This window comes from Caloramator sp. ALD01, from assembly GCF_000472625.1.
Taxonomy (GTDB): Bacteria; Bacillota; Clostridia; order Clostridiales; family Caloramatoraceae; genus Thermobrachium; species Thermobrachium proteoclasticum.
The window spans coordinates 62,294-75,262 of record NZ_AXAA01000014.1 but is presented as its reverse complement, the minus strand read 5'-3'; the positions used below and the strand labels follow the sequence as shown (position 1 = coordinate 75,262).

General features: G+C 26.8%; 11 protein-coding genes and 2 CRISPR repeat arrays (1 of these 13 running past the window's edge). All 11 genes read left to right on the top strand.

What is annotated here, in order from left to right:
- The first annotated feature begins 189 nt into the window (after nucleotides 1-189).
- The 11 genes from cas4 to A3M9_RS0107290 all read left to right on the top strand — a co-directional run bounded on the left by cas4 (nucleotide 190) and on the right by A3M9_RS0107290 (nucleotide 12,105).
- Complete coding sequence (gene cas4 / locus A3M9_RS0107340) at nucleotides 190-699, top strand: CRISPR-associated protein Cas4 (protein WP_027308653.1); 510 nt, start codon at nucleotides 190-192, stop codon at nucleotides 697-699.
- Between the two features lie 11 nt (nucleotides 700-710).
- Nucleotides 711-1,700, top strand: coding sequence for a type I-B CRISPR-associated endonuclease Cas1b (gene cas1b, locus A3M9_RS0107335; RefSeq protein ID WP_027308652.1), 990 nt, complete (start codon nucleotides 711-713; stop codon nucleotides 1,698-1,700).
- 2 nt (nucleotides 1,701-1,702) lie between these two features.
- Nucleotides 1,703-1,966 (top strand): CRISPR-associated endonuclease Cas2, encoded by a 264-nt coding sequence (gene cas2 / locus A3M9_RS0107330; RefSeq protein WP_027308651.1) that lies wholly within the window; start codon nucleotides 1,703-1,705, stop codon nucleotides 1,964-1,966.
- Nucleotides 1,967-2,078: 112 nt separating this feature from the next.
- Nucleotides 2,079-3,401, top strand: coding sequence for a type I-B CRISPR-associated protein Cas8b1/Cst1 (gene cas8a1, locus A3M9_RS0107325; RefSeq protein WP_051350650.1), 1,323 nt, complete (start codon nucleotides 2,079-2,081; stop codon nucleotides 3,399-3,401).
- Nucleotides 3,401-4,384 (top strand): type I-B CRISPR-associated protein Cas7/Cst2/DevR, encoded by a 984-nt coding sequence (gene cas7i / locus A3M9_RS0107320; RefSeq protein WP_198011950.1) that lies wholly within the window; start codon nucleotides 3,401-3,403, stop codon nucleotides 4,382-4,384. Before cas8a1 ends, cas7i begins: the two co-directional genes overlap by 1 nt.
- 12 nt (nucleotides 4,385-4,396) lie before the next feature.
- Nucleotides 4,397-5,029, top strand: a complete 633-nt coding sequence (gene cas5b, locus A3M9_RS0107315) for a type I-B CRISPR-associated protein Cas5b (protein WP_027308648.1) — start codon at nucleotides 4,397-4,399, stop codon at nucleotides 5,027-5,029.
- Nucleotides 5,016-7,226: a CRISPR-associated helicase/endonuclease Cas3 gene (locus A3M9_RS0107310; RefSeq protein WP_035166097.1), complete on the top strand. Its 2,211-nt coding sequence runs from the start codon at nucleotides 5,016-5,018 to the stop codon at nucleotides 7,224-7,226. The genes cas5b and A3M9_RS0107310 overlap by 14 nt, the downstream gene beginning before the upstream one ends.
- Before the next feature lie 336 nt (nucleotides 7,227-7,562).
- Nucleotides 7,563-8,124: a CRISPR direct-repeat array (repeat unit 29 nt; unit sequence TTTAAATCGGACCATATTGGAATTGAAAC).
- 251 nt (nucleotides 8,125-8,375) lie between these two features.
- Nucleotides 8,376-10,649 carry a Piwi domain-containing protein gene (locus A3M9_RS0107305; protein WP_027308646.1) on the top strand — a complete coding sequence of 758 codons (2,274 nt, stop codon included), beginning with the start codon at nucleotides 8,376-8,378 and terminating at the stop codon, nucleotides 10,647-10,649.
- A 195-nt stretch (nucleotides 10,650-10,844) separates the two neighbouring features.
- The gene (locus tag A3M9_RS0107300) at nucleotides 10,845-11,243 is read left to right on the top strand and encodes a hypothetical protein (protein ID WP_027308645.1); all 399 of its coding nucleotides are present in this window, start codon (nucleotides 10,845-10,847) and stop codon (nucleotides 11,241-11,243) included.
- Between the two features lie 14 nt (nucleotides 11,244-11,257).
- Nucleotides 11,258-11,638, top strand: a complete 381-nt coding sequence (locus A3M9_RS0107295) for a helix-turn-helix transcriptional regulator (RefSeq protein ID WP_051350649.1) — start codon at nucleotides 11,258-11,260, stop codon at nucleotides 11,636-11,638.
- Nucleotides 11,635-12,105 carry a protein-export chaperone SecB gene (locus A3M9_RS0107290; RefSeq protein WP_027308643.1) on the top strand — a complete coding sequence of 157 codons (471 nt, stop codon included), beginning with the start codon at nucleotides 11,635-11,637 and terminating at the stop codon, nucleotides 12,103-12,105. Before A3M9_RS0107295 ends, A3M9_RS0107290 begins: the two co-directional genes overlap by 4 nt.
- A gap of 557 nt (nucleotides 12,106-12,662) precedes the next feature.
- A CRISPR array of direct repeats spans nucleotides 12,663-12,969; the repeat unit is 30 nt; unit sequence GTTTAAATCGGACCATATTGGAATTGAAAC; it runs 393 nt beyond the window's last position.

Genomic DNA, 12,969 nt, shown 5'->3' with positions numbered 1-12,969 from the left:
TGTTTAAATCGGACCATATTGGAATTGAAACTTCCTTGCCTTGAAACCATATTCCTGGCTTGCTGGATAGTTTAAATCGGGCCATATTGGAATTCAACCTTTTTTAAAGAGCAATTTTTTTAAGTTGCTCTTTTTTTATGTTTAAAAAATAAAAAAAGGGTAATAAATTTAATGAAAAGGAGGGATAAAATGGAAGTGCCTGCAATAGATTTAAAAGCTACAGGAGTAGAAATTAATTATTTATTAGTATGTAAAAGGAAACTTTGGCTTTACTCAAAAGGTTTAACTATGGAGCATAATTCAAATAAGGTAGAAATAGGTAAGCAAGTACACGATGATAAATTAGAAGGGAAAAAAACAGAGTTATTAATCGATGAAACAATAAGAATTGATTATATTGATAAGGACTTAACAATACACGAAATAAAAATGAGCAGAGCTGAAGAACAGGCTACAAAATATCAGATACTTTATTATATTTACTATTTGAGACAGAAAGGTATTCAATGTAGCAAGGGGGTAGTACACTACCCTCAAGAAAGAAGGACAGAAACAATAGTATATGATGAAAAAGCTTTTGATGAAATACATATTTTACTTAATGAGATTAATTATATAAAACAATTAAATATTCCACCAAAACCAGAGGTCACCCATAAATGTAAAAAGTGTAGTTACTATGAATTGTGTTTTTGTTAAGGAGTGGTTATATGAAAAGAAATTATTATATTATGAACAGTGGCAGACTAAAAAGAAAAGATAATACTCTATATTTTGAAAATGAACAAGGTTCTAAAGCCATACCTGTTAATGATGTAGAAAGTGTCTTAATTTATGGTGAAGTAGATATAAATACAAAAGCACTTAATTTCTTATCACAGAATAATATAATGGCACATATTTTTAACTATTATGGATACTATTCAGGTACGTTTTATCCAAGGGAAAAATATAATTCGGGATACCTAATTATACAACAAGCAAAGCATAATATAGATAATGAAAAAAGATGCTATATAGCAAGAGAAATACTTTATTCTGCAAGCTACAATATAGTAAAGAATATAAAACATTACGAGGATAAGGATATAAAACTAAAAGAAATCATAGAAAAAATAGAAAAACTAAGGCAGAACCTTTTAACAGCTTTTGATATACCAACTATAATGGGTATAGAAGGCAACATAAGACAACTCTATTATGAATCAATCCCGATTATAATAAGCGAAAGATTTGAATTTAAAGAAAGAGTAAAAAGACCACCTAATAATCCTATGAACGCCTTAATTTCTTTTGGAAACTCTGTTATGTATACAACCGTATTAGGTGAAATATACAATACTCAGTTAAACCCTACCATAAGTTATCTACATCAACCTGGAGAGAGAAGGTTTTCTCTTGCTCTTGATATCGCAGAGATATTTAAACCAATTATAGTAGATAGAGTAATATTTAAATTAATTAATGAAGGGATTATAAAGGAAAGTGATTTTTTAAAGGAGTTAGAGTATTGTTATTTAAACGATGAAGGCAGAAAAAAGTTTTTAAGAGAATATGAGAATAAGCTTTCATCTACAATTCATCATAAGAAATTAGATAGAGAGGTTAGTTACAGGACGTTAATTAGGCTTGAACTTTATAAACTAATTAAACATTTAATTGAAGAGGATAAATACGAAGGATTTAAGATGTGGTGGTAACTGTGTACGTTTTAATTGTATATGATGTTGGAGAAAAAAGAGTTAGTAAAGTTTTGAAATTTTTGAGAACATATTTAAATTGGATTCAAAATTCAGTATTTGAGGGAGAGGTTACTGAAGCACAGCTACATAAGATTAGAACACAGATTTATAAATTAATTGATACTGAAGAAGACTCAGTAATTATTTTTTCTTCAAGGGATAAAAAATGGTTAACTAAAAGTGTCATTGGAAAAGAAAAAAATGAAATAGATGTATTTATTTAGGGTTTTATAAAAATACAAAATATAGAAGGAATTTTTAAATAAGTGTAAAATATATTATATTAGAAATAAATTTTTGGAAATTTGTAAAATGTTTTAAAAGGAGGTGAATTGGTTGGGGTATTTTGATTATACAGGTAATCCCTTTGTTGACGCAGGTATTTCATCAATGCTGGCATATTTAAATAAGAAAAATCCACAAGATATAGATGATAATGACCTTGAAACGATTAAGAATTTATTAGTTAAACTATACCTTAAAGATAAGTGGAACAAAAGTTTATTTTCTATTTTTCCAAATAGCAAAGTTACTAATCCATCTATTAAAGATAAGCAAAAAGAGTATAGTAGTTTTTTAGATAACTTAATTAATGAAATAAAATGTATAAACACTGGTAATTATTGTGTATCTTGTGGTAAAAACAAAGTTGTAACAAAATATTCTAAATCGTATATTCCTTTAATTGGTTCTGGTAGCTATAGGAATTTTTTTTCGAATTTAATTGATGGTGAACGGTACTGTGCAGGTTGTGTATTTGCTATTCAAGTATCACCTTTAATTTATTATACTTGTGGGAAATATTTTGCTCTTATACATTCATCAGATTATTCAATTCAAAAATCTTGGGCAAGAATTTGTATTAAGGAAATTCAAAAACAAATTACTATAGATAATTATACAGGATGCTATAATGACAACTATTCAAATGCAGTAAATGCATTATTTAATATAGCAGACAAACTAATTGATGAATATTCAGATGAAATAGAAGAAGGTTCAGAAATAATGCTTTATAAATTTACAAATTATAATCAATCACCTGAACTTTTTATCTATAGATTGCCTGATAAAGTGTTTAAATTTTTAAAAAAGGTTCATTATTTATCTAATAGGAATGAATGGAACAGATTAGTAAAAAAGGGATATGTTTTAACAAAGAAAATAAAAGAATATGATGAAGAAAAGATAAAAAACCAAAGAAATAATGTATATGAAAGACTTTTAAATAATGAAAGCATAGTACGGTATTTTTTTATTAAGGGAAAAAGAGAAATAATTGGTGATTTTAGAATGTTTTCCCTCTATTTAAAGGAGGTGTTGGGATTGGATGAAAAGAGAATAGAGGCTATTAAAACTTTAGCAGACAATATATCAGAATACATAAAAAAGACAGAAAAATTAAATAGACTTTATGATTTAGAAAAGGCTGATACAAGAGCAAAATTTGCAAACGTTTTGTTGAAAATTACTAAGGACAAACTAAAAATGAATGAAGACAAGCCTTTAATTACAATGGAGGATTATGTTAACTATATAGTTAATGAAGGAAATTTTAGAGAATCTCAAGATATAATGCTCTTTAGAATATATGAAAATTTATTTGAATGGTTTAAGGGAAAAAATTTAACTGATTTAGAAGATGAGGAGGATAAATGATGAAAAATATATTGGGGTTTTATTATATAAATGCACCGCATTCTATTTTAAATAACGCAGGTTCGGATGAAGGGGCAAGAACAGATAACTGTGTTATTGTAAAAAAAATAAAAAAGGGAAGAGAAAGTTATGTCTATGTTTCACCACAGGCGTTTAGATATTGGTTTAGGAATTCATTAAAAAATGAAAAAGGATGGAATTTATCTCCTATTACAAGAGATAAAAAAATAGCTTTTACAGAAGTAAATCCAGTTGAATATGAAGATGATGATATGTTTGGATATATGAAGACAGAAGGTGGTACAGTTACAAGAATATCTCCCTTTAAATGTTCACCTTTGATTTCTGTTTTTCCAGAGAGAATAGTAAATGATTATGCTGTTATGTCAAGGCACGAAGGAGTTCCGGTTCCCTATGAGTACGAGTTCTATTCAACTGTTTTAAAGGGTATATTTGCAATAGATGTTGATAATTCAGGTTATTTTATAAAAAAAGAAAAGGCGGGCTACAAAAATATTTCAGATGATTTTTTAAAGAAATATAAGGATAATGGTAATGTTGAAATAGTAGAAGATGGAATAAAATTAAAAAGAGAAGAAAAAGTAAAGAGAATAAAGGATATGATTGAGGTTATTCCATATCTAACAGGTGGTGCAAAAGAAACAACTCATCTTACAGATATTGTACCAAGGTTTATAATATTACTTGCGATAAATGGAGGTAACCATATCTTAATGGATATTGCAAAGACTGATGGAGATAATGCAACCATTAATCTTAATGCTTTTAAAGAAATGTTAAGTGACTATGATGATAGAATATTAACAAATATCTATATAGGAATAGCAGATGGATTTAATGATAAATTAAAGGAAGAACTTCTTATGTTATCAAACGATTTTACAAAAAAGAAAATAATAGTATCAACAGTAAAGGATGCTTGTTTTAGTTTTTCGAGAGAAGTAGAAAATATTGTTGACTAAAGAGGTGGTTAGATGGAGGTTTTAAGAGTTCATATTAAGGGTTGGACAGCTTCCTTTAGATACCCTAATTTTATTTCAGGATATCAGCCAACACTTCCTGTTCCACCTCTATCGACAGTATTTGGAATTCTACAGAGTGTTAAAGGGGAATATGTTACATTGGAGAATACTGAAGTTGGGTACTTTTTTAAATGTAGTGGAAGGTGCGTTGATTTAGAACATATATATGAGGTTGATGAAAAATTTTTTGGAAAATCAAATATTTGTAGGAGAGAAATATTGTTTGAACCAGAGATATATTTGTATATAAAAGATATGAGATTTGAGGAGTATTTTAAAGAACCAAGATATCAGATTTTGCTGGGAAGAAGTCAGGATTTGGCATATATTGAGAGTATAAGGAAAGTAGAGTTAACTAAAGCAGAGGAACCTGTATTATTCGGAGGTACAACAGTTCCATTTCCTAATAAGGGGGCATTTGGTTTTGTTTTAGCTCTGCCCTCCTACTTTACAGAAGATATACCAAGAGAGGTAGTAGATGTTAAACCCTTCTACATAGTTGATGAATTTAGGAAGTGTAAAATAGATGGAGTTTATTATGATGAGGAATTAAATATTGGGGTGTATATGCATGGCAAATATTGATTCTGTGCTTGCTAAAAAGGAGGGGGAAACCCTCCTTTCTCATACAGAAAACGCACTTAAAGTATATAGAGATATAAAGGAGATTTATAGTGATGCTCAAAATATTATTAGGGACAATCAATTTTTCGAAAAATTGTTTGTTTCTATTTTTATGCACGATATAGGGAAAATATCAAAAGGGTTTCAGGAATCGATGAATTTAGGGAAAAAGTGGGGTTATAGGCACGAAATATTATCTGCAAGTTTATGTGGACTTATAAACAAAGAGGATGAATATATTTTTGATGTTGTAATGGCTATTATAACACATCATAAGGATTGTTATGAATTAAGAAAAAAATACAATACAAAGGATGAGGTAGCAGAGCAAATATTTGAAGAACAAATTAATATTTTTCTACAAGATGAGAGTAAAATAATAGAATTTTTAAATAATGTAGAAGAATTGTCGGAGAAATATTTAGGATATAGACTTAATATATTAAATAAAAAATTAAATAGGGATAGTTTAATAGATGGATATAAAAAATGTGTACACAAGTATCTAAAATTAAAGGATAGCTTTGATGAAATAGATAAAATTAAATATACTTTCTTAAAAGGTTTTGTCACAGCAGCCGATCATTTAGCGTCAGCAAATATCTATAATATTACAAAAATCAATGCAGATATAGAAAAAGTATTGGGATTTAAAACTTTTAGAAGCACACAGGAAGCTTGCAAAAAAATAACGGGGGATATTTTTTTAATAGCTCCAACAGGTAGTGGAAAAACAGAGGCTTCTTTACTTTGGAGCTTCAATCAGGGGAGAAGTAATAAAAGACTGTATTATGTTTTACCATATACAGCCTCAATTAATGCTATGTATAAAAGATTTGCCAATTATTTTGGAGAGGACAATGTCGGTGTTTTGCATAATAAGGCATCATATTTTTTAAATAAGTATTTATCTGAGAAGAATGAGGATATGTCTTATAAAGAGATTAAAAGCATACAGGATCTAAGTAAAAAAATATATAGACCTATTAAAGTTTTAACACCTCACCAAATTATAAAGAATTTTTTTGCAATAAAAGGATTTGAACAGAGAATAAGTGAAATGCAGGGAGGACTTTTTATTTTAGATGAAATTCATTCGTATGATGCAAGGCTCACAGCATTATTACTGTGTACCTGTAAATTTCTTAAAAAAATAGGTGCAAGTTTTTTTATTATGTCAGCTACTTTGCCTAAATTTATAATGGATATGTTTAAAGAGGAGTTAGAAATAAAAAACATTATTACTATGCCTAAAGAAGAATTAAAGGAGTTTACACGACATAGAGTTGTTATTAAAGAAGGATGTGTATATAAGTATATTGATGAAATAGTTGAAAAAGTTTTATCAGGAAAAAAAGTACTTGTAATTTTAAACACAGTTTCAGAGGCACAAAATGTTTATAAGCTTTTAGCTGAAAGATTGAAGGATACTTCTATAAACTATATACTTCTTCACAGCAGATTTATACTAAGGGACAGAGAAGAAAAGGAAAAGGACATAGATAATTACGATTTGCTGATTGCCACTCAAGTTGTAGAGGTATCGCTTGATATTGATTATGATACTTTATACACTCAACCAGCACCCTGTGATGCTCTAATTCAAAGATTTGGTAGAGTAAATAGGAAAAGAAAAAAGGGAATATGTGATGTAAATATTTTTACTGTAGGCGGAGAGAAGGATAAATTTGTATATAGAAATCAAGATTATGTTTTTAAAACATTAGAATGTCTAAGAGGAGTTGACATTTTAGAAGAGGATATAGTTCAAAACATAGTTAACGAAGTTTACCAAAATGGATACTCTGCTGAAGATAGGGAATTATTTAATAAAGTTAAAAATGGTTTTGAATATATAGTTAGTAACTTAACACCTATGATAGAAGATGAAATGCTTGAAGAAGAATTTGATAAGATGTTTGATTCATTCCAAGCTGTACCTTTTAAATTTAAAATGAATTATTTAAAAGCTATAGATGATGGAGAATATTTTGAAGCAATGGGATATTGTGTTCCAATAACATCTGGTCAGTTTTTTAGGTTTAAAAAAGAAAATAAGATAGAATATGATACAAAGTACCATATGTATTTTGTAAACTGTGAATATAATAGTGAGCTTGGCTTATTGGATGACGAAAGGGAAGATAATTTTATATAACTAAAATAGTGCTATAGTATTGTTTTTATATAATTTCCTAAGTTCGGCAGGTAATTTTATATGAACTGAACTATTTTAGTATATAATTAAAATTCTAAAAACATTGCTATATACCATTAATTTTTTATAATTACCTGTCGAATTATAATTTTTAATATAATTATAGATTTTAGCTTCAATTTTAATATTGAAATAATGGAAAAAATAAATTATATTAGTATATAAAGGAATAAAGTTTGTAAACCTCCTAAGGAATTTTTAATAACTGAAGGTTCCCGAAAAAAATAGGGTATTCATATTAGGAGAACCTTTAAAAAATGTGACTCCCCTAACGGATTTAAATCGGACCATATTGGAATTGAAACAAAATAGAAATAAATCAAAAAACATTTAGTAGTAAAGATTTAAATCGGACCATATTGGAATTGAAACGATTCATGCAATCTTACAAAAATTTGTTTACCTGCATATTTAAATCGGACCATATTGGAATTGAAACTTTGAGAAATATCTTGAAACGTTGTTTTAGTACCAAATTTAAATCGGACCATATTGGAATTGAAACTTTGCTATTGTGTTAAGAGCAAGAAGCAGTTTAAATATTTAAATCGGACCATATTGGAATTGAAACTAAATACAACACTCAGATTCTTCATATGATATTCTAAATTTAAATCGGACCATATTGGAATTGAAACTTAGGATCCCAAATAAACCAACTTGAATTGAACCAACGTTTAAATCGGACCATATTGGAATTGAAACAATATATAGGATATCTTTTACCTATCTTAGGAGTTTCGTTTAAATCGGACCATATTGGAATTGAAACTAACTATTAAAAGTGTAAATTTGCATTTCATTTGGAGTTTAAATCGGACCATATTGGAATTGATATTAGTGATTAGGTATAAGTGTATGTAAAAAAATGTTGCATTTAATAATTCAACTAAAAATAGTTGCGTTTTTTTATAAAAAGGATGTATCTAACCAAGCAAAATGCTTGGTTTTTTAATTTAGTTTACAAATAGTGTTTATTGAAAAAATAAAAATTATAAACTATAATATAAATCAGTTATATGTAAAATAATTCTATTTAAAATAATAAATGTATTAAATGATTATTTATGTAATGGGAAGGGGTTTTTTATGAGTTTTCATTTAGAAATATTTAAATCAAATATTCAATTAAAAGAACAAAAGTTTCATGAGTATACTTTAAGTGGTGTTGGAAGTGTGGATAATTTTTATGAAGCAGTAGGGAAAGCACAATATGCATTATCTTCTCAGAATAAATTTGAGTTTGTATCAAGAATGGGAGATATGTATCTTTATTCATTAAAAAAATTAGAAAACATGCCTGAAATAAAAGGAGTGAAAATAGAGTATACTGGATGTAAAAGCTTGGATATTAAAAATCATAAAGAGGTATATTCTAATTTAATTGTTTACTACATAAATAAAATTTTAAAGAATAAGAAGATTTATGACAAAACAGAAGAAAAAGAAGTAGAAAAGTATAAAATAAAATTTAGGAAAAGCATTTTAAACCCTGTGATTTTACAAAAAGAAGAGAATAAAAAAATTTATACTTCAATTGTAAATCGTGATGGAATAAGAGTATATAGGGTTTTTGATATAATGCCTTTTATTGATGATCATGGATATGCATATTTAAGATGTGATATTAATCATATATTTGAAAGTGATAAAACAATATATGATATGATGAAAGAAAATAAAAATGTAATAGGATTAAAAGTTGATTATTTATGGACAAACAATACAAATAGTACAGGTATAATTGAAGGCATCCTTGACAAGACAATATCGGATAAACTAAGTGAATTAAAGGGGCAATCCCTAATAGATTATTTTATTAATAATAAACAAGGATATAGAGTTAATAAATTTACTGAAGAAGATAAAAAAGCAAATGTAATTAAAGTAAAGGGCCATAAAAATACATTTTATTTTATTCCACATTCTTTAAAACAAGTAATTGATAGAGAAAGCTTAAAAAGTATAGATAGTAAGTTTTCAAGCGATATTGAAAAATATATAAAAATGGATATGAATTATAGAATGAGAAGTCTATCTGACTTTTTAGATGATATTGGTGAAATAAAGGAATTGGAAAACTTAAGGTTTGACTTTAATTTAAATAGTATTGATAAGCTTGGATTTAAGCAAGGGAAAATAGATAAACCTTGTTTCTTAGTATCCAATGGAAAAGTAATAAAGAACAAAAAAGAGGTATTCTGTAAAGGATATTATTTAAAACCAAATAATAAAATAAGGGTTGCTATTATGTGCCCAGAAGGTTATGTAGAAGAATCTAAAAATGCACTTTCAAAAATTTTGAGTTTTAACAAAAATGGGTATATAGTTAGTAATGATAAAACTGAACAAAAAAATTTTGCTATAAAATCATTATTGGATTTAGAATATACGGGAATTTTTTGTAAATACAAACTTGGAGATATTACCGAGTATAAAAGAATTGCTGGTAATTTGATTAAAAGCGAAAAAGAATTTGATTTAGTTTTGTGTGTAATACCAAATAAATCAGATGAATCGAATCCTTATTCAGAGTTTAAAAAAATATGGGCTAAGCATAATATACCATCACAGATGATATGTATTGACAGTTTAAAGATAATCAATAATTGTAAGGACTTAAATAATTATAATGGAATTTATTATATATATGAAATTTCCTTAGGGATACTTGCTAAATCTGGAGGAGTTCCTTGGGGATTAAAGGAAATTAACAGCGATGTAGATTGCTTTGTAGGCTTAGATGTAGGAAATCCATATAAAGGAATAAGGTATCCATCGTCTTCAGTTGTATTTGATAAAAATGGTACATTAATAAATTATTTTAAACCGGAAATTCCTCAGACAGGTGAAATAATTGTTGAAGGAATACTGCAAGAAATTTTTGATGAAATAATATTAAGTTATGATAGAAAATTTAAACAAAAACCTAAACATATTGTTATTCATAGAGATGGTTTTGCAAGAGAAAACATAAATTGGTATATAAATTATTTTTCACAAAAAAATATTAAATTTGATATAGTAGAAGTTAAAAAACAAGGAGCAGTTAAATTTGCAATAAAGGATAAAGAAATATTTAAAAATCCTGAAGCAGGATGTTATTTAACAAATGGAAAATATGCATATTTAATTACTAATGATATAAAGATAGGTTCTCCAAGACCATTAAAAATAGAAAAGGTTTATGGGGACACATCACTTGATGATATTGTAAAGCAGATATTTTATCTTTCAGAACTTCATGTTGGTTCATTTAAAAAGACAAGATTACCTATAACTACGGAATATGCGGATAGAATTTCAAAGAATATTATGTATATACCATCAGGATGTTTGAGTGAAAAATTATTTTTCCTATAAACCTATTGAATATGAGTTTTAAAATAAAAGACAGGAATATCTTTGATATAATTTAAAAACTATTTAACATAAAAATTTACAGATGTATGTATAAACAAAGTACATTATGGCAATATAACTTATAGGTAATAATTTTTTATAAAATTATTGCAAATATTACCTATAAGTAATATAATATAGGTAAGGAGAAAATATATGAGTTCTTTTGGGAAAATAATTTATCCAGAACAGTTTTTAACAAATAAGATACTAATGCATAGTGAATGTGAACAAGAAATGAAGGAGTTTCTCGAAAAAAGTGGATATAAGTCATTGTTTACAAGACAATTTAGATTGAGAATTAAGTATATAGAAGATAGATGGACAGAATGTTATCAAAAAAAGGATTGGTTTGAGATATTAAAAGCTTCTGATGGATTATATTGTATGAGATTTAAAAGCATGAAAAATTTAAGAATAATATTTAAGTTTACAGATTTGGAAAGAAAAAATATAGTGATACTTTTATGCACGTTTGAAGAAAAGGATACAAAGCATTATAAAAATGCAATTAAAATTGCTAATAAAAGACTTGAAGAAATAATTTATAAATAATAGAGGTGTTGATTATGGAAACAAAAAAACTAAAAAATGTATGGAATTTTATAGATGAAATTTCAGATGATGAAGAAAAAGATTATTTTGAATTAGATGATATATTATATAATGTATCAATGAAGATTTTTGATTATAGAACCAGTAACGGATTAACTCAAAAACAATTAGCAGAAAAATTAGGAATAAAGCAGTCGATGGTATCAAAGCTTGAGAGTGGAGAGTACAATCCAACTATAGAGCAACTTTGGAAAATATCTAAAAAATTGGGATGGAAGTTTAATGTTATTTTTGAAGAAAGCAATTCAATTGAGGCTAATGTATGGGATGAAGTAGATATACAAAATGAAGATTTAGATATAAAATTTGATGAAAAGTTGGTGGAAAATGCATGATTAAGTCAAATGATATTTTAGCGGATTTTCAATTTTTAGGAAACAGAGTGTCTAATTTTTCAATAGAAACAAAGCAAATTGTGAGTAAAAATGAAAAAATAAATATTAGTTATGAGTTTGATTATAATATACTAAATATCGAAGAAGATGATAAGAAGTATTTTGGATTATTAGAATTTATTGTAGTAGTTAAGTCTAAAGTGAAAAATTCAATATTATTTAAGATAAATTTAACTATTGAGGGAGCTTTTATTGGTAATAAGGAAAAAATAAAAAAAGAAGATTTTGAGAGAATGCTTAAGATAAATGGAGTAACTACTTTATCTCAATTATCCCGTTCATATATTTTGAGTGTAACAGCATTATCTGGTATAAACCCTCCTGTAAAGCTTCCAATGATAAATATATTTCAACTAATATATAAAAAGGAACAGAAAAAAGAAAATGATTTCAACCACACCAAGTAAAATTTGGTGTGGTTTTAAATTTATCTAATTAGTGTTACACAGATATAGTGTGAATTACGAATAAATTCAAAATATTATACTTAATGTCATTATATTTTATTCTATAAATAAATGATGGTTTAGTAGAGTTATTAATAAAAAATGAAAATATTTTAACAAACTATTTTTTGTAGTATAATATAGGTAAATGGTTTATATTGTATATTTTTGTATTTTAAAAATGAATATAAAAAATTATACATGGTAGAGTAAAATTATATATTTAAAAAGAAGATTGTTATATTTCAAATTTCACCCAAGTTAAATGTGAAATTGGATATTAATTACCAAATATCACACTTTCACTTGGGTGTTTTTGCTTATAAAATAATAGTTTTTTAAATTTTATGTAGTAGGCATAAGTTTAATATTGAAATAATGGAAATAATAAGATATATTAGTATATAGAGGAATAAAGTTTGTAAACCTCCTAAGGAATTTTTAATAACTGAAGGTTCCCGAAAAAAATAGGGTATTTATATTAGGAGAACCTTTGAAAAATGCGACTCCCCTAACGGGTTTAAATCGGACCATATTGGAATTGAAACATTCTAAATGACGCAGTATCAACAAATGTATTCAAAGGTTTAAATCGGACCATATTGGAATTGAAACGGCTCATAATATCCAAAAAAAGGTTCAATACTACCTGTTTAAATCGGACATATTGGAATTGAAACTATGAAAAAATGATTTATCCTGAATGGCTAGTTGCAAGTTTAAATCGGACCATATTGGAATTGAAACTTCTATGAAGGGAGAAGATAATTATGTCTATAATGGAAGTTTAAATCGGACCATATTGGAATTGAAACATAATTTAAG